Genomic DNA, 24,022 nt, shown 5'->3' with positions numbered 1-24,022 from the left:
GCGAAAGAGATTTGAATGACTTCTACATCAAATGCGGCAAGTGCCGGTGGATCCCTCCGCCCAGCAGTAGTGCTCGGCGGTAACCGTATTCCATTTGCCCGGGCGCACGGGGCCTACGCTGGCGCTTCAAACCAAGACATGCTCACCTCCACACTGGAAGGCCTGATCGCTCGGTTCGGTCTTCAAGGCGAACAGCTTGGAGAAGTTGTTGCCGGCGCTGTCATGAAGCACTCGGCAGATTTCAACCTGACAAGGGAATCGGTCCTGGGCACCTCACTGGCGGCCCACACACCAGCACACGATGTTCAGACCGCCTGCGCAACCGGTATTGAGACCGTTGGTGGTATAGCCAACAAAATCCGTCTAGGGCAAATAGATTCAGGTATCGGCGGGGGAGTCGACACCATTTCTGACGCGCCACTTGCATTCAACAATGAAGCTCGTGAACTCTTCATGCAATTGAACCGGGCCCGCACCACGCAGGACAAGATCAAAGTCGCGATGAAGCTTCGCCCGAAGCACTTTGCCCCGCTTGCGCCTCAAGCCGGAGAAGTCCGTACCGGTCTTTCCATGGGAGAACACCAAGCCCTCACCACCCATGACTGGGGCGTCACTCGGCACGAGCAAGACGAAATTGCGATGAACTCGCACAAAAATATGGCGGCAGCCTATGAAGAAGGTTTCTTCAATGATCTGATGACGCCATTCCGCGGCCTAGACCGCGACAACAACATGCGCCCAGGTTCGGACCTTGAATCACTCGGCAAACTACGGATCGCATTTGGAAAGCAGCTCGGTGAGGAAGCGACCATGACAGCGGGCAACTCAACGCCCATGACCGATGGCGCCGCGGCTGCACTGTTATCTTCCGAAGATTGGGCACAGAAAAACAACCTGCCTATTCTCGCCGAATTCGTTGACTTCGAAGTCGCCGCTGTTGATTTCGTCAACGGTCAAGACGGCTTGCTTATGGCTCCCACCTATGCGATTCCTCGAATTCTCGATCGACATGGTCTTGGACTAGAAGACATAGATTTTTTCGAAATTCACGAGGCATTCGCAGGTACGGTAGCAGCCACTATGAAGGCACTGGCCGATGAAGACTACAACAAGAACGTCCTTGGTCGTGACAAAGCACTGGGTCAGATCGACCCGACAAAACTGAATATTAAAGGCTCTTCCTTGGCCGCTGGACACCCGTTTGCTGCCACGGGTCCACGCATCGTCGCGAGTCTTTCCAAGATGCTGCATGAGAAAGGACCCGGTTCGCTGGGCTTGATATCAGTATGTGCTGCAGGCGGTCAAGGCGCAGTTGCCTTGCTGCGCGGCCGCTAAACGACGAGTTGGGATTTTTGAAAGGACAAGAGTACTTTATGTCACAAACAGACGGCTATACCCGGTTCGTCAACCGGCCGCTTGGTAAACAAATTGCTAAAGCAGCAGGCCTACCACAACCCGTACCACTACGTCGCCACACACTTGGCGACCCCCTGGTCACCGGGCCCATCCTCATACTTGGTGAATCAGCAGCGGCCGAGACCGTAGCGAAACAACTGTGGCGGGAAGAATACGACGTCCGTCGCGACGTCGGCCTCAAACAAAAATTCTCGGCAATTGTCGTGGCACTCGACGAAATACGGCACCCACAGGATCTGTCTGACACAGTCCTGGAACTGGGGCAAGCCCTCCGCCGACTAGATTCTAATGGTCGAGTCATAACGATCTTCCGTGATCCCAACGATGCCTCAGTTGCCAACGATGCGACAGCACTTGCCGCCCGACGGGGCGTCGAAGGTTTGACTCGATCTCTAGCTAAAGAAATGCGACGCGGTGCTACCGCCAACGGTATTGTACTGAGTGACGATGTCGAAATGACCTCTGCCTCAGCACAATCAGCGATCCGGTTTTTTCTCTCTGGTCGCTCTGCTTATGTCGCCGGACAATTTCTCACAGTGTCCTCGTCAGCCGGCGAGGTGCCTAGTAACTGGGATACCCCGCTAGCCGAGAAAGTCATCGTGGTGACCGGTGCTGCTCGGGGAATCGGCGCGGCGATTAGTGAACTCTTAGCCCGTGACGGCGCAACCGTGATCGGGGTCGATATGCCGTCTGCTGGTGACGCCTTGACCGATGTCATGAACCGAGTCGGCGGCATCAGTGTTCAAATGGATATTACCGCCGAAGACGCTGGGGTCCAGCTACTACAGAAGGCCAGGGAACGATTCGGTCGGCTCGACGGCATTGTCCATAACGCCGGCATAACTCGTGACAAGCTTCTTGCCAATATGGATGACAGTCGCTGGGACTCGCTGATCGCGGTGAATATTAGTGCGCCGCTGCGTATAAATGAGCAGCTTCTCCAAGCACGCGGCGATGGGGTCTTAGCCGACAACTTCCGGATCACTTCACTGTCATCAACCTCAGGCATCGCAGGTAACAGAGGCCAGACCAATTATGCTGCCGCAAAAGCCGGTGTCATGGGCATGACACAGGCCTATGCAGAAACCCTGGGGGAGACCGGTGGCTCGATCAACGCCGTAGCACCAGGGTTCATCGAGACGGCCATGACCGATGCAATGCCAACAGCAACCCGCGAAGTGGCACGTCGAATGAATGCAATGCAGCAGGGTGGTCGTCCAGTCGACGTAGCCGAAGCCATAGCGCTCTTCCACGCAGACGCATCAGCTGGGATTAACGGCACAACCTTGCGAGTATGCGGCCAATCGATGGTGGGGCAATAATGGTGACACCAAATATTATCGACTCAGATCCCAAAACAGAATCATTGCGGATCATCTCCGTCAACGAGACGCCTTCTCTGACTTCCTCGTATGGCAAAGTTGCAGCCGGTGTTATCCGTCGCAAAAGACCCATGGCGGTGAGTCTGCCTGGTACATGCTGGGAAACCACTGATGTAATTTCCCGTCAGCTGGTGGACGATTACAACACACTGTTGAGTGCTTCCGGCGACGTCGGACATAACTCCGCACCATCTTTAACCGCACATATCACGGCCTTTGGTCTCTCCACCGCAATGATGGCCGAGCGGGGCTTCCCACTGCCGCTTTTGGGCATGGTGCATCTGCAGCACAAGGTTTGGCATATGTCTGATATTCCAATCGATCAACCGCTTCGCATTGCCACCTGGGCCCAAAATTTGGCTCCCCATCATGCGGGCACGACGGTGGAAATTTGGGTGCAAATCTTTGACCCTACGACCGATAAGCTGTTGTGGCAGTCCATGGCACTGTACTTATCTCAGTCAGTGAAGTTGCCGGGCGCGGAACAACCACCACGACCTGCTCGAGAACCCTTTCGACCACCGGCCATGACTGCTCAGTGGCATCTGCCAAAAGATATCGGTCGGCGCTACGCTGCCGTCTCAGGCGATCGGAACCCGATTCACCTCTCCAACATCACAGCAAAGGCTCTCGGCATGCCTTCAGCCATTGCTCACGGCATGTACGCTGCGGGACGGATGCTAGCAGGACGCGAAACTCCGGCGCCGTATACCTGGGCCATCGAATTTGCCTCTCCGATGCGGTTGCCAACCAAAGTCGCAGTGAACTATCGTCACGCCAATGACCGGCAGCTCATCACCGGCTGGAACGCCCGAAAAGAGAAGCTCAATTTCGCAGCTGAGATTCGGCTCCACTAGCTCGAACAAACACGCAGCGCTCACGTTGACCGGTTCCCGACAAATTTCGGGAGCCGGTCAACGTCTTTATCATGACGTTGATGCCGTCACCGAAGACGAATAAATTTCTACCATTCGTTCCGCCATGGCGGACCAGGAGAACTGTGCTGAATGGTGGACCCCTGCAACACCATAATCTCGCCAACGTTGGGGGTCCTCAACAACGGTTTCCAGTGCGTCCGCCCAGGCAACCGCGTCGAGCGAATCCACCAGTTGCCCGCTGAACCCGTCCGCTACCGCAGTCGTCAGCCCGCCTGCCTTGTGCGCCAGGACCGGAGTGCCACAGGCTTGTGCTTCAACAGCAACCAGACCGAATGATTCGGTGACCGAAGGCATGACCACGACATCAGCAGCGCGCATATAGCTGGCAAGCTTTTCGGGGTTTACCGGAGCCGAAAATGAACACCATGGCGCCACGCCCAGTAAATGCGCCTTGGCATGCAAATCGTAATCCGAGGACCCGGAAACAGCACCGGTAAAGTGCACCACCGGCAAGGTATGAAAGCCGCGGTCTCGCAGTGTGGCTAGAGCTTGCAGCAGTACATGTGGTCCTTTATACCGTTGCTGTCGACCCGCAAAAAGGATGCGCGGGGCTGTATCAGCCACCCGTCCGGGCCACACCGATGCGCCGTTGGGATGAAAAATCTCATGGTCCACACCTGGATGGACGATTTCCACGCGTTGAGGGGCAACCCGGGTATGGTGTATCAATTCCTGCTTTTCCACCAGGGTATTGGCGGTCACTACTTGTGCTTGCGCACAAATAAAGGCTTCACGTTCAATTCGATACGGCGGCTCAGTACCGGGTGCTGAACTATTTTTTGTAGCACCCAAAGTATGCATCGTGTGTACGATAGGGGCGTTGAGCTGCAGCGTGGCCTGATGAGCCACCATGCCAGAAAGCCAGTAATGCGAATGCAACACAACCGGGTGTTTGGCGTATTGCTCCACACCGCGGACAAGATCGTCAGCAAATTGCGCGGTCAGCTGGTCCAGAGCTTCTTTGGGCAAAGATAGTCGACCAACACTCAGCGGAATCACCTTCGATCCGGTGACTTGATCAAGTTCAACGATGTGATCTGTTGCCGCAGTTTTTCGTGTGAAACTCAGCACCTGATGTCCGGCACGGATCAAACCCTCTGTGAGGTTTCTGATATACACGTTCAGGCCTCCAGCGTCACCCTGTCCGGGCCGTGCCAATGGAGAGGTATGCATGGAGATCATGACGATCGTAAGTTGTGTGCCCAAGAAATCCTCACCTGGTACCAAAGAAGACTAGCGTCGAGATTAAAAAAAATCGGGACACGGTGTGCTTCCCATGTCCCGATTCTCAATCGTACAACGTGCGCGGAGGGGGACTTGAACCCCCACGAGCGATAAAGCTCACAGCGACCTCAACGCTGCGCGTCTACCAATTCCGCCACCCGCGCTGGTGGTGATTCCTCCAGGTACTGGAGAAGGCAACAGCGACAAGCATAACACAAACTTTCCAGTGGTTGCACCATGGCCGGGCATTGTCGTGTTCGATAGAGTGACATTATGCCTGAATACACTGATGGTGGCGCGATTGCGCCAGGAACTTTCCGAGATCGGGTAGCGAAAATCACTCGCGACCTGATTCAAATAGACACCACAAATTACGGTGGCAACGACTCACGCGGTGAGCCCGAAGCTGCGGCATACTGCGCCAAACTCATGGACGCCCTAGACATGAATCCGGAGATAGTTGAGTCGGAACCTGGTCGCGCTTCCGTTATTGGGCGAATGAAAGGTTGGGACACAACTGCACCGGCCTTAATTTTGCACGGCCATATCGACGTGGTTCCCGCTGATGCGTCTGAATGGTCTGTTGATCCATTCGGTGCCGAAGTTATCGACGATGTGATCTATGGTCGCGGTGCAGCCGACATGAAGGGCATGGACGCGATCATGCTGAGTGCCTTGGAGCACTTACACGCCACGGGCCAACAACCACGACGCGACATCATCCTTGCACTGTTTGGCGACGAAGAGGCAGGCGGCGTATACGGTTCCGCGTGGCTTGTGGCTAATCGTCCCGATCTTTTTGCTGGTGCCACAGAAGCCATCTCCGAGGTCGGAGGGTTCACAGCTACTGTTGCTGGCAAACGGGCTTACTTTTTACAAACGGCCGAAAAGGGTATTGCGTGGCTCAATCTCACTGCCATTGGAACACCGGGACACGGTTCAGCTCGGCATACCGATAATGCGGTGACAAAGATGGCGGATGCTATGTCAGCCATTGGGCACCACCAATGGCCGCTGCACTACACCGATACCACCCGACAATTAATGGAGGAGGTCTCGGAACTCATGGGGGTCACGTTCGATGACAGTGACCCCAGCCCCCAGCTGGCAGCCATCGGATCTGCAGTCACCTTTGTTGGTTCCACACTGAGTAACTCGTCGAACCCAACCGGTTTAACCTCCGGTTACAAACACAATGTCATTCCCGGCAAGGCCGAGGCGACTCTTGATGCCAGGCCACTGCCTGGTCAGGACGAACACCTGCTGGAGACTATTCGATCTCTGGCTGGCGACGATGTGCAGGTAACGTACGAACACGGCAGACAAGCCATTGAGGCGCCATATTCCGGAGCTCTCGTTGAGGCCATGATCGATGCCATTGCCCAAGAGGATCCAGAAGCCGTCGTTCTACCGTTCATGATGTCCGGCGGAACCGACAACAATGCACTGTCTCAACTGGGCATCGCTGGATATGGTTTTATCCCGCTCCAGCTTCCACCAGATTTGGAATTTCCAAAACTCTTCCATGGCATCGACGAACGTATGCCGATCGACTCACTGGATTTTGGTGTGCGCGCACTGCTGCGCATTCTAGAACCAGCACAGAATGGTTCCTGAAAGGACATAGATGGCCTTACCTCATTCGCAATATCAGAAACAGATCGATACGGTGCTCACCGAGGAAATTTTGACGGGCATTCGTCAACGTGCTGCTGGTTATGACGAACGTAATGAATTTCCCTACAAAGATCTTGAAGTGCTTCGGGACACAGGGTACTTGGCTGCACTTTCCGCAGAAAAAGATGGAGGACTAGGCTGGAATTTCGCCGCCGTTGTTGATGCTCAGAAAAAACTTGCAGCCTACGCCCCAGCCACCGCCTTGGCCGTCAATATGCATCTGATTTGGTCCGGCGTAGCCAGTATCTTCCAGGCGAATGGCAATCCTGACCTCGACTTCATCCTTCAGGAAGCCGGGGCTGGCGAAACCTATGCTTTCGGGATCTCCGAAGCAGGCAACGACGCTGTGCTGTTCGATTCAGGGACCGTGGCAGAAGAACAAGTCGATGGCTCAGTCAAATTCACTGGCACCAAAATTTTCACTACGCTGTCACCCGTTTGGACGCGCTTGGGCATATTCGGCAAATCCCCGGATGGTGCTGAATTAATTTATGCGGTACTCGATCGATCAGAAGGCAATACCGAGTCCGATGGTTCCAGCTGGGACATGTTGGGTATGCGCGCAACGCACTCGTTTGTCACACATCTCAATGGAGTCGTGGTCCCCGCCGATAGAATCATTCGTCGCATCCCGACCGGGCCAAATCAAGACTTACTAACGTTTGGTATTTTTGCTGCGTTCCTCACGTTTACGTCCGCTGTCTACGCAGGCATTGGTGATCGCGCCGTGGAGATCGCCGCCCAAAAACTGCAAAGCCGAATATCAAAGGTCAACGGTGCCGCACTGTCACAAGACCCGATCCTGCGCTATAAACACGGCGAGGCAATTTTGCGTCAAATGAGTCAGGACCAGCAAATAACAGGGTTGGCCGAAGCGATCACGCAGCTCACAGACTACGGAGACGAATGGTCTACTCGTTTAGTAGCCAACAAAATTTCTGCTATTCGAGTCGCCAAAGCACAAGTGGACTATGCCTTCGAGGCTTCCGGGGGAGCAGGCTTCCATCGCACCGAAGAGATTGCGCGGCTCTATCGTGACGTCATGGCCGGCGTATATCATCCCTCGGATGATGAATCAGCTCACACCACATTCGCTAGCTTCGGACTGGGCCCGCTCAGCGAATAGTCAGACTACAAGCAGCGTGGACTCGACCTTCATGGCCTTGCGTCGCAACCAAAAGCGTCGAGTCCCACCCTTGTAGAGCAGCGATCTTTGCAATTCCCAGTGTCCATACTCAGCATGTTCGACTAAACGTTGTCGGGCCGCTGCCAGTGAATCATCGGGCGCAACAGTTATCACCAAATATTCCCAAGCGTTCTTCCGGGTTAGAGCATCGATACTGCTGACAATCGGGGTCTCTCGCACTCGCTGGTCCTCCTACTTGGTAGCGCGCCTATTCTTGGAATAGTACATCTACTGTAGTCAGCCTGTCTCGAAACCGGAACGTATCAATTTTGCGGTTTCGCAGCAGGCCAAGCACATAAACTCATAAAGTGTAGTCACCAGTCTTAATCCAAGATAATCTAGACTCCATGAGCACCGATCCGCGCGTCTCGCTAGACGCACTTGTTTCCGCACTCCAAGAACACTTTGCTGCAGCAACGAACAAACGTGGCGAAGATGACCCAACTTTGGAGCACACCTATTACGCGCTTGCTGACGCATTCGAAGGCTACGAAGACGCCCTCTATGATGCCACCGGCGAGGTCACTCCATTAGACATATTCGAAGACGAAGACGACGACGATGATGACGATTTCGACGACTACGAAGATGACGAGGATGACTTCGACGGCCTCGTCATTGAGGACGAGAGCGATAGTGAAGAGGACGACTAACTAGGGTCAACGTGTCGTAGCTTCAAAACTTTTCCACTTGAGTGTCGTAGGGTTGACCGAGTGAACTGGATTGAAGCTATCATCCTAGGCCTGGTGCAAGGCCTTACCGAATTTTTGCCGATCTCATCGTCGGCGCACCTGCGCGTCATTGGTGAATTCTTACCTGGCGCAGCAGACCCCGGGGCGGCGTTTACCGCCATCACCCAAATAGGTACCGAACTCGCTGTGCTCCTCTACTTCTGGCGAGATATCACGAGAATTATCAGTCAGTGGTGTCGAGCATTAGCGGGGAAAGTCTCCCACTCGGATCCCGATGTCCGTATGGGCTGGCTCATCATCGTCGGTTCTATACCCATTGGTGTGCTCGGCTTATTATTCGAAGAGTATATTGACACTACGTTCCGATCGCTTTGGCTTGTGGCCACCATGCTGATCGTTTTCGGCGTGATTCTCGCGATGGCAGACACCTGGGGCAAACAGGTCAAGCCCATCAGGAAACTGACCTGGCGAGACGGCATCCTGTATGGCCTCGCCCAAGCAATGGCGCTCATTCCAGGTGTGTCGCGCTCCGGCGGGACTATCACCATGGGCCTAGCACTGGGCTACACCCGTCAGGCAGCAGCGCGCTATGCGTTCCTGCTGGCGGTTCCCGCAGTCTTTGCCTCGGGATTCTATAAACTGGCTCAGTCGATTTCCAGCCCTGATCCTTCCGCGACCTACGGCATGCTCGAAACTTTAGTAGCGACAGTAGTGGCCTTCTTCGTCGGATATGCGATCATCGCATGGCTCATGAGATTCATTTCGAATAACTCGTTCAAAGTCTTTGTCTGGTATCGCATCCTGCTGGGTGCTGCCCTGTATGTCCTGCTTGGTTTAGGAATCATTAACGCCTAACCCATAGCCTCTACAAAACCCTCATCGGATAAACATCATTCGTAAGGAACACGCTAGTTTTCATGAAATCTTGGATCACTCCATTTCCGGTTGCCCTTCCTGTACAGGAAGATGATCTTCAACTCTTTGATACGGCTACCCAACAAAAACAACGGGTCACCGTTAATGACAACCACGCCACGATGTATGTTTGCGGCATCACCCCCTACGATGCCACGCACTTGGGCCATGCCAACACATACGTGGCTTTCGACTTGCTATACCGTTATTGGATTGCGGCAGGATATCGGGTTACCTACACGCAAAACGTCACCGATGTTGACGACCCCTTATTCGAACGGGCCCGAGAAATCGGTGTGGACTATCGAGAACTGGGGGAAGAACAAACCGACCTGTTCCGCTCTGACATGCAACACCTCAACGTCTTAGCGCCATCACATTACCTGGGTGTGGCAGAAACGGTTGATTGGATTCGAACTCTGGTGCGCCAAATGGTGGAGGCCGGCGTTGCCTATACCGTTCCCGGCGACGACAAGAACCCTGAGGGAGACATCTACTTCTCCATCGAGGCAGCCGAGGAGCGTACAGACTGGCGCCTGGGTTCCGTCAGCGCACATTCGCATGACGAGATGGCAGAGATCTTCCCAGAACGTGGCGGTGATCCCGGCCGTGCGGGCAAAAAGAATCCACTCGATCCGTTGGTCTGGTCGGCTCGTCGTGACGGCGAACCCTCCTGGGATGACGACGTTCTTGGAGCAGGTCGTCCTGGATGGCACGTCGAATGCTCTGCGATCGCACACCACACACTGCCGGTGCCCTTTACCGTTCAGGGCGGCGGCTCAGATCTACGGTTCCCACACCATGAATTCTCCGCTGCCCACGCAACATCAGTGACCGACAGCCCAATGTCTCAACACTATGTGCACTCCGGCATGGTTGGCCTCGATGGCGTGAAAATGTCCAAGTCCCTTGGGAACCTGGAATTGGTCTCGAGACTGGTCGCCCGTGGCGAATCGCCGATGGCAATTCGCACCCTGCTGTTGGATAACCACTACCGCAGCGACTGGTCCTACACGGATGAAGCCCTCTCGACAGCAACTCAGCGTCTCGAATCATGGAAATCCGCGATGGCGTTTGAACAACGCGGCGAGGCTGAAGCACTGACGAGAGAAATTTTCTCGGCGCTCTCGGACGATCTGGATGCTCCGCGCGCTCTACAAGCCGTGGACGACTGGGCCGAGCGTGCCAGTGAAAAAGCTGTGCCGCGGGATCCAAATCTACAGTCTGTAAATGTAGCGGTTGTGGTCGATGCCCTCTTAGGCATCAAACTGTACTAACTCACCAAGAAAAAACTCAGGGCACCCAACGAATGGTTCGTGGGTGCCCTGAGTCTTCTCACAAGTCTTTTAGTGTGTACCGTCTCCTCGGGAGGCAGTACCACCGTCGTCGTTATTACGCCGCTTGAGGTAGCGTTCAAACTCTTTTGCAATTTGTTCGCCGGATGCCTCCGGCAATTGTTCCGTGTCACGAGCCTGTTCCAATTGTTCAATGTAGGCCGCTACATCTGGGTCTTCGCCAGCAAGCTCATCGACGCCACGCTCCCAGGCCGCTGCATCATCAGATAAGAGGTTCATGTCCAAACGCAGCCCAAGGAGATCTTCGAGTTCTCGAACCAATGCCAACTGTGCTTTGGGTGATGGCGCTTGAGCCACATAGTGGGGGACTGTAACCCACGTCGAAACTGTCGGAAAACCTCGGGAAGCCGAGGCAGTGGTCAGCACGCCGGTAATGCCCGTTGGTCCCTCATATGTAGGTTGAGCGTAGCCTTTTAAAGCATCTCGCAGTTCGTGGTGAGCAGAGGATTTTGAAGGCGTCAGCGGGCGCGAGTGCGGCACATCTGCCAAGAGGGCACCGGTGACGACGATCGCATCGATGTCCCACTCTTCGGCGTAGTCCAATATTTCTTTAACAAAATACCGCCAACGCAGACTGGGCTCAGTCCCAAGAATCATAAACAGTTCTGGCTGATCAGGTTGGGTTTGGCCCGCAACGGAGTGAAATACTCGGGTGCTTGGCCAAGCAATCTGACTGGTGCCATCAGTATTTCGGGTGACGACCGGACGCGTGACTTGGTAGTCGTAATAGTCGTCTTGATTCAGTTCGGTCATGAGCTCGGCATTCGTTTGCCGGGCGATTTCTTCAATCGCATCCGTCGCGGCGTCGCCGGCATCGGACCAACCCTCGAAAGCCGCGACCATCACCCTTGCCGCACGAGAAGTCCGCCCAGACAGGGTCGGAGTGTGCTTCGCTAACCAGCCCAGGAAGCTCTGATCCACGCCAGAAAATTCAGACATACAATCCATTCAATACGTTCAGTCACTCTGTACACTCCAGCTTAGCCAACTGTTTCCTCCCGTGATACCCGTGTTCGCTGACACCGCGTAGAGTATGAGCTCCCGGGAACCTTGTGCCACGCCCACAGCGCAATTCAGCCACCGTGCTCATCACGCACGATGGTGTTTCGAAAATGTGGCAAGGTTTAACGAATACCCCCTGTCAGCGATAAATAAGGATGGAGCCTTTAGCATGACCGCCAAAAAAGGCCTGAAGATTGCCTCGCTGGCTGGCATACCAATTTATGTCAGCTGGTCGTGGTGGTTCTTTGCCGCGCTGATCATGGTGGTCTTCCGCCCTACGTTTTCTCAAGCGTTGCCAGATGCTTCGACGGCTTGGACGTGGGCGGTCGCTGCGTTCTTTGTGCTCATCATGTTCGGCACAGTGTTAATCCATGAGCTCGCTCACGCGCTGGCGGCCATCAGTTTTCGGTGGAAAGTCAATGAGGTCACTCTCAACTTTTGGGGTGGCGCGACAATTTATGAACATTCGTCCACCGGAAAAGAACAAACTCCGCTACGTTCACTGACAGTTGCAATTGTCGGTCCGATTTCCAACCTGGTCATTGCCGGAGCTGCATGGTTACTTCTGCAGGTTCTCTTAGACCCTTCGGGCACGGCCCAGGTGCTCTTGACCATCACAGTATGGACAAACCTCTTGATTGGCATCTTCAACCTGTTACCGGGCCATCCGCTCGATGGCGGTCGCGTTGTAGAATCCTCGGTCTGGGCTGCGACAGGATCGCGAGCGCGTGGCATGCGGGCTGCGGGCTGGTCTGGTCGAGTCATTGTACTGCTCCTATTCGTCGGCGGGGTACTGGTACCACTTCTCCAGACCGGGGAGCTGTCACCGTTCACACTGGTGATCATTGTGCTCCTGGGTGCCATGCTTTGGCAGGCAGCCTCTGCTGCTATTAAGACAGCCGAAGCACAACTCCTAGCTGAGCGACTGACCATCATAGAATTAATGACGCCGGTCCAAACCGTGCTGTCTCACGCCAGTATTTCAGAATTAATACCGCTGCTAAACGGTGCCGGGCCCGGACGTGAATATCAGCAACTGCCCATAGCCGTACTTGACCTCAATGAGCATAACGGGCATGAAGTGCTTGTCGGCATCGTGGACTCCGGTGCGCTGGCATCCGTCCCACGGAGTTCATGGAACCTGCCAGTCAGTACCGTCTCACGTACGGTAAATCCAGGAGCACAAGTTCATTCTTCCGATACCGTTGAACATCTCTTCACCACGTTTATGGAGTTCCCAAACGAAGTCATCGCGGTGATCGACGAAACGCAAGTACCCCACAGAATTCTTGGCATCATCAATCCGGAAACTCTTGCCGGACGCCTTAATGCCTAACCCAGTTTGTGAAAGGACTGTTGTATGACCACCTCGGGTGATAACACTCCGCCGGTCGGAGCTCTAAGTCGTCGCGGCCCACTACGAGCCGGCGAACGAGTCCAGCTCACTGATGAACGCGGCAAACTCCACACCATCACCTTGTTAGCCGGTGAGTCATTCCATACCCAGCACGGAGTGCTCCACCACGATGAGTTGATTGGCGGACCTGAAGGTGTGGTCATCGAAAATACCCACGGGTTTGAATACCAGGTTCTGCGACCGTTGATATCCGACTACGTTTTGTCGATGCCCCGCGGTGCCACTGTGATTTACCCCAAGGACACCGGACAAATCATTCATATGGCAGATATTTTTCCGGGTGCACGTGTGGTTGAAGCCGGTGTCGGGTCGGGTGGCTTATCCATTTCCTTGCTGCGCGCAGTGGGGGACCAGGGCAAAGTGTTCTCTTATGAGCGCCGAGCAGATTTTGCCGAGATTGCCGAAGCGAACGTAACTACGTTTTTTGGTGAACGGCACCCTGCTTTTAGCATCACTCTAGGGGACGTCCAGGAGGAAGCTCTCAAACAGCACGAGCCAGGCACGATAGACCGCGTTGTCCTAGATATGTTGGCGCCGTGGGAGGTCGTGGACACCGTTGCTGAGCTGTTAGCACCCGGGGGAGTGTGGCTGAACTACGTGGCGACAGCAACACAACTATCCCGGATTCACGAAGCGATCCGGGAGGATGGCCGATTTACGGCCGCCGAAGCCTCGGAAACCATGCTTCGAGGTTGGCATCTTGATGGTCTGGCCGTTCGACCGCAGCACCGAATGGTCGGTCATACCGGTTTCCTGGTCATGGCCCGCAGATTGGCGCTGGGGCAAGAAGGTCTTGAACTGCGCCGACGTATTAAGACGTTCAAGCAAGAAGACATGGACATTTGGACACCCGAAGCCCCCGAACGTTGGCGTGCCGAACAGCACGGTCATCGGGAGCCAACCACGAAACGCGCCAAGAAAGCCGTCCGTCAGTCCAAAGCCCAGGCCGAACGGTCGCAGGATTCGATCAATGCTGCGCGAACCGCTAAAAATTCGCAACAAGACGACGAGAATTCCGAATGAACCCAAGACGGGAATCTTCAAGGCACGTAGACTGTTGACTACGTATCCGTAAACTTTTGGAGGTAGGGTTCGCTTGTCTGACAATGCGCCGATCGAAACACCACGAGAGTCGATCTCTGCCGAAGTGCACACAAATCTGCAGCAGAAATATGACTCAACCCGGCGCAGGCTAGCCACTCTGGTTGAGAATAATCGGCAACTGCGAGCAGACCTCGATACCGCGTCACGCAATAATCGTCGTATGGTCGAGATCCTGAATCTCACACGCGAAGAGATCACAGATCTTAAGGACTCAATCGCTGATAATGCGCAGCCGCCGTTTAGCTTCGCTACCGTACTCGAAGTACACGCCGGGCGAGAACATGACCCATCCATTGAGCTGCCATCCGTGGCGCGCCCCGCTGCGGATATCTTGTATTCGGGGCGCAAGATGCGCACTCATATCTCACCGATGCTCAGTGCTGAAGCCGTAACAGCCGGCAGCGATGTCCTGCTCGATGAAGCATTATCCATCGTGGCTGTCCTCAGCCCGAACCCCACGGGCGACACTGGACGCATCAAAGAGCTCTTTGACGATAACCGGATCCTTGTCGTGGGACGAAGTGACGACGAGCATGTCGTGAACCGAGCTGCAGCACTGTGCGACGTACGGTTGCGTGTAGGGGATGCGGTGCTGGTGGACTATCGTTCGGGCTTTGCCACCCAGGTGCTGGATGTCTCCGATGTACAAGACGTGATGTTGGAAGAAGTTCCCGACGCGACTTTCGACGACATCGGCGGACTCGGAAAACAAATAGGCCAAATACGCGATTCTGTAGAATTACCGTTCCTCTATCCCGAGCTTTATCGCGAGCATCATCTCCAACCGCCAAAAGGCATCTTGCTCTACGGGCCACCTGGTACCGGTAAAACGCTCATCGCCAAAGCTGTTGCCCAATCATTGAGCGGGCGCGTTGACGGAGTCGCTCACTCGTATTTCTTGAATATCAAAGGTCCCGAACTCCTCAATAAATATGTGGGCGAGACCGAGCGCCACATACGCACCATATTTGCTCGTGCACGTGAAATGGCTTCTGAGGGGTATCCGGTAGTAATTTTCTTTGACGAAATGGAATCCCTGTTTCGTACCCGTGGATCCGGCACTTCGTCAGATGTTGAAACCACCATTGTTCCGCAGTTACTGGCCGAAATTGACGGCGTCGAATCGCTCCAGAATGTGATCGTCATCGGCGCCTCCAACCGTGAAGATATGATTGATCCGGCTATTCTGCGTCCCGGCCGCTTGGATGTAAAAATCCGGGTGGACCGCCCAGACGCCACCGGCGCCCATGAAATCTTTGGGATCTATCTGACCTCAGAAATCCCCGTGCATCCAAACGAAGTAATGCAACACGGCGGGTCACAAGCCGCCGTCGAGCACATGATCAATCAGGCTGTGGAATCACTTTATGCTCGACACAGCGACAATCAATTCGTGGAAGTAACGTACCAAGACGGCGCGGTTGTCGTGCTGTACTTCGCTGACTTCGTCTCTGGTGCCACGATCGCCAATATCGTGGACCGTGCAAAACGTCTCGCTATTAAAGACTATCTCGATGCCCGCGCCACTGATGCCAATGCGGCCAAAGGACTCAAGACAAGCCACTTGCTCCAGGCCAGCAGTGAGGAAAAATCGCAGCAACTGGACCTACCCGATACGTCAGCACCGCAACAGTGGTTACGACTAGCAGGCCACCGAGGCGCTCAGGCAATTGCCTTGCGTGTACTGCAGAATGGACAGTGATTCTTCGATGACACACGTGTCGTTGATTCCTACAGCTTTAGCCAAGAAATTTCCGGCAGACCGTGCCACGGTCGGCTACGGAGTGCACCGAGTCGTCGGACTCGAAACCGAATTTGGCATCCACGCACCTGCACATCCGCAGGCATCCCACTCGGTGATGTCGCTCGAGCTCATCAATGCGTATGGTCACAAACTCGCGGCTGAAGGAACGAACGTGGCCAGTACCGAATGGGACTATAACGAAGAGTCGCCGCTCTCTGACGCTCGAGGCTGGCAAATGCCCCGTTCGATTGCGCATCCTTCACAACTCACGGATCAAGTATTAGCCAACGAGGACGGTCAGGAAATCCACCTGCTGGTAAACCTGATCCTGCCAAATGGTGCACGCTTTTATGTCGACCACGCACACCCCGAATATTCCTCTCCTGAGACCACCAATCCAATCGACGCCGTGATCTGGGACCAGGCGGGGGACCGAATCGCTCAACAAGCCGCCAACCATATAGCGGATGCTAACGGCGCTGCTGAGCTAATCTTGTATAAAAATAATACGGATTCTAAATCGGTTTCCTACGGGGCACACGAGAACTACCTGGTAGCTCGCGATTTGGATTTCGACGAACTATCAGACCATCTCATTGGATTTTTCGCTACCCGGCAGATTATCACCGGCGCTGGCCGAGTAGGGATCGGGAGCCTCAACGAACACGCAGGATTCCAAATATCCCAGCGGGCAGATTTCTTTGAAGAAGAAGTCGGTTTAGAAACCACGATCCGACGTCCCATTATCAACACCCGTGACGAGCCACACGCTACTCCTGAGTCGTACCGCCGACTGCACGTGATTATCGGCGACGCTAACCTGTCTCAGTACTCCACCTGGTTGCGAGTTGGAATGACATCGCTGGTCTTGTCGTTGATCGAACTGGGTGAATTGCCGATGGTGGAATTGGCCGAACCGGTTCAGGCGCTCAAAGATATCTCACACGACCCATCCCTGCAAACCCAGGTATTGGTCAATGGTCGCGGATGGATGACCCCCATCGAAATCCAACGCATATATCAACAAGCCGCCCAAGACTATCTCCACCGCTACGGCATTGACGATAGACAGACTGTCGACGTCGTCGATGCCTGGGCTGAAGTCCTAGATCTTCTCGAACAGGATCCGGCTAAGTTAGCTGACCGTCTTGATTGGATTGCAAAATATCAACTACTCAGCGGGATGCGCAAGCGGCACAAATTGGATTGGTCGGACGCCAAGTTAGCCATGCTTGATCTGCAGTGGGCCGATCTACGTGAAGATAAAGGCTTGTACTACACGCTCTTGTCACGCGGAGCGATGCGTACCGTCGTCAGTGGCGAGCAAATCCACCAGGCGATGTCCATGCCGCCAACGACGACCAGAGCCTGGACTCGCGGGCGCCTCATTGATCGTTTCGGTGCACACTTGGCGGGAGTATCCTGGGAGTCAGTACTGGTGCGTCCTTTCCGTCAAGGTCCGCTGCAACGTTTCCATTTATTGGAACCTCTTGCGGCAACAGCGGACCATATTAACGGCATGTTAGCGGCAGGCAAGCCACAATTGACGCTAGACGATACACCAGCAAACCACGCAGAACTAGCGCAACTCTTAAAACAGCTGCAACCGTATCGAGTCACAGGGCGCAACTAACCCGGCATTAAGGAGCTCACTTTGGCACAAGGACAACAACGCCCATCACACCAACAACGCGATGAAGACCAGCATATTCCTGACCCATTACCCGAGGGCACGCCTTCGCCGGGATCCGCAAGTGCTCAGACTTCTGATTTGGACTCGCTGTTAGACGAAATTGATGACGTGCTCGAAGTCAACGCTGAAGAATTTGTCCAGGGCTTTGTACAAAAAGGCGGCCAGTAACTAAACCCCGAATATTCTAGGAGCTGGACTTGGATACCCGTATCATGGGGCTGGAAACCGAATACGGTGTACACACCGTGCACCCCAACAAACGCCCCTTGGCCCCGGACGAAGTAGCACGCTACATGTTCAAACCGGTAGTGGACTGGGGCAACTCATCAAACGTGTTCATCTCCAATGGCTCTCGCCTCTATTTAGATGTTGGTTCTCACCCGGAATATGCAACCGCTGAAACCACCCTGCTGGACGAACTGATCGCCAGTGACGCTGCCGGTGATGCCATCATGCACCGGTTAGTGGCCCAAGCTCAGCAAGCCATGGCCAACGACGGCTTCGACGGGCAGGTGTTCCTGTACCGCAACAATGCCGATTCGTTGGGCAACTCATATGGCAGTCACGAAAACTACATGATTGAGCGGACCACTCAGTACCGCCGTCTGGCCGAAGCGCTATTACCATTCATGGTGACCCGCCAGCTTATCAGCGGTAGTGGTGTGGTGATCCAAGACCCAAGCGCCCTTCCGCTGGTCGATCAGTTCCCGACCCGGAGTGAACCACATTTTGCGTTCTCACAGCGGGCCGATTACATGTACGAAGCCATTTCGTCGTCTTCCACACGAGCCCGTCCCATGATCAATACCCGGGACGAACCCCACGCTGACTCTTCAAAATTTCGACGCCTGCACGTCATCGTCGGCGATTCCAACATGTCAGAAACCACGCAACTGCTACGTTTTGGTGCCACCGATCTTTTGTTGCGAATCATCGAAGCCGGCAAACCGCTCTCGAACCTGCAACTGGCTCACCCCGTTCGAGCCATTCGCAGTGTCTCACACGATCTCACTGGCAACACACCGCTCGAACTGGTTGGCGGCCGCACAATGACCGCCCTAGAAATTCAAGAATATTACCTGACCATGGCACAGGATTTCCTAGAAAAAAATGGGGAACACCACGGGCACATTGGTCAGATTATGAGCCTCTGGGAACGTACCCTCGAGGGGATTCGAAGCCAAAACTATTCAGCAATCGACACAGAAATCGATTGGGCCATCAAATATAAATTCTTCAACGCATATGCTCAGAAGAACAACCTGAATTGGGAAGCAGCGCGCCTGGTCCAACTGGATATGTCGTACCATGACATCGATCCGCAGCGCGGCCTCTTCAATCTATTAGAAGCCAGGGGAGCAGCTGCACGTGTCCTAACTGACGCAAAGGTTGAAGCAGCACGCGAGAACCCGCCGGCTACGACACGGGCCCTGTTGCGACACCGTTTTATCCACAGCGCACGAGCGCTAGGCATGGACTACTCCATGGACTGGACGCATATGAAACTCAACCATCACCCAATGCAGACCCTCTATGTTCGAGATGCATTCGAAACCGACATTTCAATCGTCGATGAGCTGTTTGCTAAAGTCGCTTCAGCTGACCTCTAACCGTTGTTGATCCCGCTAAACTTATGGACGGCTCAACAACCAACCACAAGGAACCACATGTCAACGAAATACAGCCGCTCCAAACTCGCAACCACAGCGGGGATTGTCCTCACCGCAGCACTGGCCTTGACCGCCTGCGGATCTGATGACGAGGAAAACCAGGAGACCACGGAGCAGGTCGAAGATCCCGATGTCGAAATTTCCTACGACATCTCCGGAGAAACCGAAGAGGTTGAAATTGACGGCGAGCTAGAACTCGACCAGCCTGCAGCGTGGGTTATGAATGAAGGGGACGGCGAACCCGTTGAAGAAGGCGACTTGATGCAAATCTTGACCGCCAACGTGGATGTTGACAGTCAACAAGTACTCAGTCACGACTTTGATCTGGGTGGATCAACTCTGCAACTCAACGAGGAATTTGCTTCAACAAATCCTCAGGCACACGAAGCCATGACCGGTGCGCCAATCGGCTCTGATATTGCGTTCTACTTGCCGGCAAATACGCTGGGTGAAGGTACCCCGGCCTACCTGAACATTATTTCTCTTGAAGATGTTGTGCAGACCCATGCCACCGGCGAAGAAGTCGACGCTGCCGAGCTGGATGAGTCACTGCCGTCAGTAAGCCTTGATGAAGACACCCAGGCACCAAGCATCGAGACTCCCGAAGGCACCCCGCCCGAAGACCTGACGGTAGACGTGCTGAAACAGGGTGACGGCGCAGAGGTACAAGCCGAGTCTTATGTGACCATCCATTACCGTGGTATTTCCTGGTCCGACGGCGAAGAATTCGACTCGTCTTGGGGCGAAGACAACACTGGCGCGCCTGCACAATTTGAACTACAACAGCTCATCTCCGGTTGGCAAGAGGGACTCGAGGGCCAAAAGGTCGGTTCCCAGGTCGTCATGTCGATCCCACCAGACCTGGCGTACGGTGAATCTGAAGGCCACGAACTGGCAGATGAAACTCTAGTCTTTGTCGTCGACATCCTGCATTCTGCAGACCCGATGCCGGCAGAAAATCCCGAAGCAACTGAATAAATCCAAAACCCAACTATCCGTTCCAAGGAGACCACATGTCATTTGGCAAACGGAAATATGACATTGGGGGTTTCTGGGTCGCAAAACAGTGATGTTTACGGCCTAAAAACGGCTGCTTTTACCGCCCTGAAAACGGGCAAGAACACCCTCAGATCGGCTTGTTCATGCGGAAGTATGGACAGGCCGATCTTGTGTTTTCAGAGCACTTTTCAGCACAGAAAATCGGCATGAGGTAGTGCTGCAAATTCGACTCTGAAAAGTGAACGTTGACCGTACGAGCACTTTTGAAACTGCATTTTTATTTGAACCCTACAAATCCCCCGGACACTCTTCCATCGGACACAGCTATTCGACTATTTGAGGAGTTCAGGGGAAATGGCCAGACAAAGGTTACGAATTGGTGAACGCGGAGAAATCACCACCCGCAAAATTGAAGACAAGAAATGGTTAGCGTCGTGTCTGTATCGGGACTCTTGGGGTAAGCGACGCACACTGACTGCTCGGGCTGCAACCAAGGGTGCTGCAACTAACGCGCTGAAGAATAAGTGGCACGCACTATCCGTCAAGATCGTGACCCGAGAAGAAGCATCCACGGTCAAGACTTTTGACAGGGTGGCCGCTGAATACTTCGAGAATATGAAAAACGACAGATCTAAAAATAGGCCATTGCCGAGAACTGTGTTCAATACTGAAAGCAGGTATAACAATCACCTCAGTGAACGGATCGGGGAGATGACATTTGAAGAGACCACCGCTGGCTCTCTTCATCGTGCGTTGCAAAGCATCGTCAAACCTGATGGCAGTCTGTTGGGCACCGCACACGAGTGTCGAAGCCTTTTGGTCAAGTTTTATGACTTCGCCATCCAAGAGGGGTATATCCGTCACAACATTGCCCACAGTATCCCGCAAATTGGCTACCGCGCCCCACAACCCGAAGCCTGGGATGATGAGCAGATCGACGTCATCCGGCAATCACTTCGCTACTGGATGGATCATGTGCCCAATGCCAATCAGAATATCTTGGATATTTACGATATGACGTTGGCCACAGGCTGTCGTATCTCAGAAATACTTGGTTTGCACTGGCACAACATAGCCCTGCCCCAAGCACCTGGCGAACCAGCAGTGGTCTACATCGAAGATGCCGTATTGACCCGAGGAAAGAAAACCAATGAACTGGGGTTGCCCAAAGGTAATAAGACCAAGAAACTGACACTGCCACAATTTGGGATCGACATTCTGTCTCGACGCCAGCAAGATGGCGACACCACAGGGTTAGTCTTTCGCAATGGCAAAGGCAACCCTTACCATGTCAGAAGCTTGTATGGCACTGCTGAACGAGCTTTTGCCCTGGCACGCGAAGAGCTAGGACTTGATGCCCCTGAACGTCTGGGATTCCACATCTCGCGCAAGACCGTGCTGACAGAAATCGCCGATCTGCACGGCATCGAAGCCGCCTCAGCCCAAGGTGGGCACTCCACCCCGGATGTCACACGGCGTCACTACTGGGATCAAGACGATGGGAAAGTCATCGACTTTGCTGCCTCATTAGAACGCCTGGGCAAAAGCACACGAGGTGATGAACGCAAGTCTGGTTGATGCCACAGCACTAAGTGCACCAGTTCGATGGCCGACGTTTCTTCGGTACGGGAAGACTGAGAACTAAAACGCCCGAATGTTTAACCTCTGAACCGCATTGATCGGGGATCGCCCCCGACGCAGTACACATCAGAGGTGAGCATGTCCGCAGTAGGTATCGACCGGATCACCGTCAACGTCGGCCACAAATTTGATCTGGAGAAACCTCAGCACGTCAAAAAAGTCATCGCCAAACTTGATGAAGAGTATGGCAAGGGCTTTGAACTCGACCGGTATGAGGCCACTACTGGCAAAGCCTTTTTTCGGCGCGAAAACCGGGACGCAATCGTCTCGCACATGGGCAATAAAGCCATTGAAGTACCCTTGCCATCGGATGTGACCGACCGCGACGGCAAGCGCCTGGCTATAAGTCTGGCTGACACCTACCCCGGCTATGTGATGACCCTATTTGAGCCACACCGTCGGCAAGCTACCTTGTCAAAGCTCAGCCAAGAGGTCATCCTAGCCAGGGACGCATTGGCTACCGCGTTGAAATGCTACCCCTGGGATATTCAAGTCGTTCAACGGGAAGACGACGGAGGCTTCGAGTTCACCCTGCCCGTCACCTACCGGCCATCCACCAACGACAAGGCCCTCAAAGAAGTTACTGAATCCATCATCGGTGAACCCGGCTGGTATTTCACCACTGACACCCGCAAACGTACCGGCTCGATTATCCCGGCTGAGCTCATGAGCTTTGAACCGATGTATTCCACGCCGCTACCCAAAAAAGCAGTGCGGTTTGATCCAAGCAATAAGGAGCACTTCAAAATCCCTATCGGCATCGCATTGCCTGATCCCGGTGAGGACTATGAAATCCAAAACATCGACTTATCGGCAAGCCAGCACGTTCAAATCGGTGGTATCGCCCAATCTGGTAAGTCCACGGTCATCAACGCCTACATCGCACAATTCTTGGCACGCGGTGCACAGTTAGCCATCATTGACACCCCAGATAAAGCCGTGGACTTCGCCTGGTGTAAAGACTTTGTTATCCCTGGCGGGTGGGGCTGTGAAAACATCTTTGAAGCCGCCACCGTGACCGAAATTATCGAAAAAGAAAAAGCCAAACGGTCCATGATCATTGCCAAAAACGGAGTGCAGGGCTGGGCTGAGCTACCACCCGGTCAGCAGGTAGACCCGCTGCTGCTAGTCATCGATGAAGTCACGGTGCTTTTTGCTCGCGACCCGGTGCCAAAAGCCACCAAAGACTCCCCACAGCGCCAGCAAGACATGAAAGCCGAAGCTGAAGCGGTGAACTTCGCCAAGGACATCTTAGAAAAAGGAATCAACGACATCGCAGCAGAAATGCGCTTTGCCGGCATCTTCCTGCTGCTATCCACCCAGGTCGGTTCCACCGACACCGGTGTGAAAACCAAACTCCGCTCCAACCTCGGTCACAAGGTGCTCATGGGTGCCAACCCCACCGAAGGCAACCGTCGTCTGATTTTCTCAGACCCCGAGGGTGTTCCACTAGTCCCTGACTATCTGCGCGAAGACCCTGCTGCCGCCCGAGGTGTCGGTGCCATCGAACCGCAAGGCTCCAACCCCGCCGTCTTCAAGGGGTATTTCCGACCGGCCTCCGAATATGGGCAGTGGCTTGATCGCCTGGGCGTGCCACGAAACGACAGCATCCGTCCAACCCGAGCACAGGTCGAAGACGTTTTTGGTGAAGACGCGGAAATCGACCTATCCAGCCCGATGGACCCCACTCCGAATGATGTCGCCTCAGCGGCTGAACCTGCACCGGTATTCAACTCCGCACCGGGATCACGAGCACAGGCACAACATGATGCCCTGCTGGGTGCGGCTGGCCATGGCCCTGGTGACAGAAAATAATGTGCCTGCAAAGTTGACTACCCCGTTGGTATACACGCGGAGCTGCCGGGTACCGGTGGCTCCGGGATGTTGAATACTGCCGGTGACCTTCGGCTGGCTGTGTTCTGTCAATAAGAAGTCGGCCATTAAAGCGATAAGAATCCGGCCATTGT

20 protein-coding genes and 1 tRNA gene are annotated in these 24,022 nt (G+C 54.3%); 17 read left to right on the top strand and 4 right to left on the bottom strand.

What is annotated here, in order from left to right; all coding sequences use genetic code 11:
* Window positions 1-15: 15 nt before the first annotated feature.
* From L0H14_RS01970 to L0H14_RS01960, 3 genes are read left to right on the top strand one after another with little or no spacing between them, the layout of a single operon-like run.
* A complete protein-coding gene (locus L0H14_RS01970; RefSeq protein WP_301417040.1) occupies window positions 16-1,335 on the top strand; it encodes an acetyl-CoA C-acetyltransferase in 1,320 nt (439 codons plus the stop codon).
* Window positions 1,336-1,373: 38 nt separating this feature from the next.
* Entirely contained in the window at window positions 1,374-2,738 is a 1,365-nt protein-coding gene (locus tag L0H14_RS01965; RefSeq protein ID WP_301417042.1) for a 3-oxoacyl-ACP reductase, read from the top strand.
* Window positions 2,738-3,655 carry a MaoC/PaaZ C-terminal domain-containing protein gene (locus L0H14_RS01960; protein ID WP_301417044.1) on the top strand — a complete coding sequence of 306 codons (918 nt, stop codon included), beginning with the start codon at window positions 2,738-2,740 and terminating at the stop codon, window positions 3,653-3,655. The genes L0H14_RS01965 and L0H14_RS01960 overlap by 1 nt, the downstream gene beginning before the upstream one ends.
* Window positions 3,656-3,724: 69 nt before the next feature.
* Here L0H14_RS01960 and L0H14_RS01955 read toward each other — a convergent pair whose 3' ends face one another.
* Together L0H14_RS01955 and L0H14_RS01950 are read right to left on the bottom strand one after the other, a co-directional pair.
* Window positions 3,725-4,942 carry a glycosyltransferase gene (locus tag L0H14_RS01955; RefSeq protein ID WP_301417046.1) on the bottom strand — a complete coding sequence of 406 codons (1,218 nt, stop codon included), beginning with the start codon at window positions 4,940-4,942 and terminating at the stop codon, window positions 3,725-3,727.
* A 96-nt stretch (window positions 4,943-5,038) separates the two neighbouring features.
* Window positions 5,039-5,124, bottom strand: a tRNA-Leu gene (locus L0H14_RS01950).
* A gap of 109 nt (window positions 5,125-5,233) precedes the next feature.
* Here L0H14_RS01950 and L0H14_RS01945 point away from each other — a divergent pair.
* Together L0H14_RS01945 and L0H14_RS01940 are read left to right on the top strand one after the other, a co-directional pair.
* The gene (locus tag L0H14_RS01945) at window positions 5,234-6,577 is read left to right on the top strand and encodes a M20/M25/M40 family metallo-hydrolase (protein WP_301417048.1); all 1,344 of its coding nucleotides are present in this window, start codon (window positions 5,234-5,236) and stop codon (window positions 6,575-6,577) included.
* Between the two features lie 10 nt (window positions 6,578-6,587).
* Window positions 6,588-7,763 (top strand): acyl-CoA dehydrogenase family protein, encoded by a 1,176-nt coding sequence (locus L0H14_RS01940; protein WP_301417050.1) that lies wholly within the window; start codon window positions 6,588-6,590, stop codon window positions 7,761-7,763.
* Here L0H14_RS01940 and L0H14_RS01935 read toward each other — a convergent pair whose 3' ends face one another.
* Window positions 7,764-8,003: a DUF5703 family protein gene (locus L0H14_RS01935; RefSeq protein WP_301417051.1), complete on the bottom strand. Its 240-nt coding sequence runs from the start codon at window positions 8,001-8,003 to the stop codon at window positions 7,764-7,766.
* 167 nt (window positions 8,004-8,170) lie between these two features.
* On the opposite strand from L0H14_RS01935, the gene L0H14_RS01930 reads away from it, so the two are divergent.
* The 3 genes from L0H14_RS01930 (at window position 8,171) to mshC (ending at window position 10,707) form a co-directional block, all read left to right on the top strand.
* Entirely contained in the window at window positions 8,171-8,476 is a 306-nt protein-coding gene (locus L0H14_RS01930; protein WP_301417053.1) for a hypothetical protein, read from the top strand.
* A 60-nt stretch (window positions 8,477-8,536) separates the two neighbouring features.
* Window positions 8,537-9,370, top strand: a complete 834-nt coding sequence (locus L0H14_RS01925) for an undecaprenyl-diphosphate phosphatase (protein ID WP_301417055.1) — start codon at window positions 8,537-8,539, stop codon at window positions 9,368-9,370.
* A 62-nt stretch (window positions 9,371-9,432) separates the two neighbouring features.
* On the top strand, window positions 9,433-10,707 hold the full coding sequence (gene mshC / locus L0H14_RS01920) for a cysteine--1-D-myo-inosityl 2-amino-2-deoxy-alpha-D-glucopyranoside ligase (protein ID WP_301417057.1): 1,275 nt from the start codon (window positions 9,433-9,435) through the stop codon (window positions 10,705-10,707).
* 69 nt (window positions 10,708-10,776) lie between these two features.
* Here mshC and L0H14_RS01915 read toward each other — a convergent pair whose 3' ends face one another.
* On the bottom strand, window positions 10,777-11,724 hold the full coding sequence (locus L0H14_RS01915) for a PAC2 family protein (RefSeq protein WP_301417059.1): 948 nt from the start codon (window positions 11,722-11,724) through the stop codon (window positions 10,777-10,779).
* Window positions 11,725-11,956: 232 nt separating this feature from the next.
* Between L0H14_RS01915 and L0H14_RS01910 the strand changes: the two genes are divergently transcribed.
* From L0H14_RS01910 to L0H14_RS01870, 9 genes are all read left to right on the top strand, one after another.
* The gene (locus tag L0H14_RS01910; protein ID WP_301417061.1) at window positions 11,957-13,123 is read left to right on the top strand and encodes a site-2 protease family protein; all 1,167 of its coding nucleotides are present in this window, start codon (window positions 11,957-11,959) and stop codon (window positions 13,121-13,123) included.
* Window positions 13,124-13,147: 24 nt separating this feature from the next.
* Complete coding sequence (locus tag L0H14_RS01905; RefSeq protein WP_301417063.1) at window positions 13,148-14,227, top strand: tRNA (adenine-N1)-methyltransferase; 1,080 nt, start codon at window positions 13,148-13,150, stop codon at window positions 14,225-14,227.
* Between the two features lie 73 nt (window positions 14,228-14,300).
* Complete coding sequence (gene arc / locus L0H14_RS01900; RefSeq protein ID WP_301417065.1) at window positions 14,301-16,010, top strand: proteasome ATPase; 1,710 nt, start codon at window positions 14,301-14,303, stop codon at window positions 16,008-16,010.
* Window positions 16,011-16,017: 7 nt separating this feature from the next.
* A complete protein-coding gene (dop, locus tag L0H14_RS01895) occupies window positions 16,018-17,685 on the top strand; it encodes a depupylase/deamidase Dop (RefSeq protein WP_301417067.1) in 1,668 nt (555 codons plus the stop codon).
* A 21-nt stretch (window positions 17,686-17,706) separates the two neighbouring features.
* The gene (locus L0H14_RS01890; protein ID WP_301417069.1) at window positions 17,707-17,913 is read left to right on the top strand and encodes a ubiquitin-like protein Pup; all 207 of its coding nucleotides are present in this window, start codon (window positions 17,707-17,709) and stop codon (window positions 17,911-17,913) included.
* Between the two features lie 44 nt (window positions 17,914-17,957).
* On the top strand, window positions 17,958-19,355 hold the full coding sequence (gene pafA, locus L0H14_RS01885) for a Pup--protein ligase (RefSeq protein WP_301417079.1): 1,398 nt from the start codon (window positions 17,958-17,960) through the stop codon (window positions 19,353-19,355).
* A 57-nt stretch (window positions 19,356-19,412) separates the two neighbouring features.
* A complete protein-coding gene (locus L0H14_RS01880; protein ID WP_301417071.1) occupies window positions 19,413-20,393 on the top strand; it encodes an FKBP-type peptidyl-prolyl cis-trans isomerase in 981 nt (326 codons plus the stop codon).
* Between the two features lie 375 nt (window positions 20,394-20,768).
* On the top strand, window positions 20,769-21,992 hold the full coding sequence (locus L0H14_RS01875; RefSeq protein WP_301421344.1) for a tyrosine-type recombinase/integrase: 1,224 nt from the start codon (window positions 20,769-20,771) through the stop codon (window positions 21,990-21,992).
* A 141-nt stretch (window positions 21,993-22,133) separates the two neighbouring features.
* The gene (locus L0H14_RS01870; protein ID WP_301421342.1) at window positions 22,134-23,870 is read left to right on the top strand and encodes a cell division protein FtsK; all 1,737 of its coding nucleotides are present in this window, start codon (window positions 22,134-22,136) and stop codon (window positions 23,868-23,870) included.
* Window positions 23,871-24,022 lie beyond the last annotated feature (152 nt).

The sequence above is a fragment of the Yaniella sp. genome, assembly GCF_030453185.1.
GTDB lineage: Bacteria > Actinomycetota > Actinomycetes > Actinomycetales > Micrococcaceae > Yaniella.
Note: the sequence above shows the minus strand (reverse complement) of the source record. Positions and strands in the feature narration are given on the sequence as shown.

Coding starts and splice junctions, on each gene's coding strand:
- L0H14_RS01970 (WP_301417040.1), top strand. CDS start 16: ATGACTTCTACATCAAATGCGGCAAGTGCCGGTGGATCCCTCCGCCCA.
- L0H14_RS01965 (WP_301417042.1), top strand. CDS start 1,374: ATGTCACAAACAGACGGCTATACCCGGTTCGTCAACCGGCCGCTTGGT.
- L0H14_RS01960 (WP_301417044.1), top strand. CDS start 2,738: ATGGTGACACCAAATATTATCGACTCAGATCCCAAAACAGAATCATTG.
- L0H14_RS01945 (WP_301417048.1), top strand. CDS start 5,234: ATGCCTGAATACACTGATGGTGGCGCGATTGCGCCAGGAACTTTCCGA.
- L0H14_RS01940 (WP_301417050.1), top strand. CDS start 6,588: ATGGCCTTACCTCATTCGCAATATCAGAAACAGATCGATACGGTGCTC.
- L0H14_RS01930 (WP_301417053.1), top strand. CDS start 8,171: ATGAGCACCGATCCGCGCGTCTCGCTAGACGCACTTGTTTCCGCACTC.
- mshC (WP_301417057.1), top strand. CDS start 9,433: ATGAAATCTTGGATCACTCCATTTCCGGTTGCCCTTCCTGTACAGGAA.
- L0H14_RS01915 (WP_301417059.1), bottom strand. CDS start 11,724: ATGTCTGAATTTTCTGGCGTGGATCAGAGCTTCCTGGGCTGGTTAGCG.
- L0H14_RS01910 (WP_301417061.1), top strand. CDS start 11,957: ATGACCGCCAAAAAAGGCCTGAAGATTGCCTCGCTGGCTGGCATACCA.
- L0H14_RS01905 (WP_301417063.1), top strand. CDS start 13,148: ATGACCACCTCGGGTGATAACACTCCGCCGGTCGGAGCTCTAAGTCGT.
- dop (WP_301417067.1), top strand. CDS start 16,018: ATGACACACGTGTCGTTGATTCCTACAGCTTTAGCCAAGAAATTTCCG.
- pafA (WP_301417079.1), top strand. CDS start 17,958: ATGGGGCTGGAAACCGAATACGGTGTACACACCGTGCACCCCAACAAA.
- L0H14_RS01880 (WP_301417071.1), top strand. CDS start 19,413: ATGTCAACGAAATACAGCCGCTCCAAACTCGCAACCACAGCGGGGATT.
- L0H14_RS01875 (WP_301421344.1), top strand. CDS start 20,769: ATGGCCAGACAAAGGTTACGAATTGGTGAACGCGGAGAAATCACCACC.
- L0H14_RS01870 (WP_301421342.1), top strand. CDS start 22,134: ATGTCCGCAGTAGGTATCGACCGGATCACCGTCAACGTCGGCCACAAA.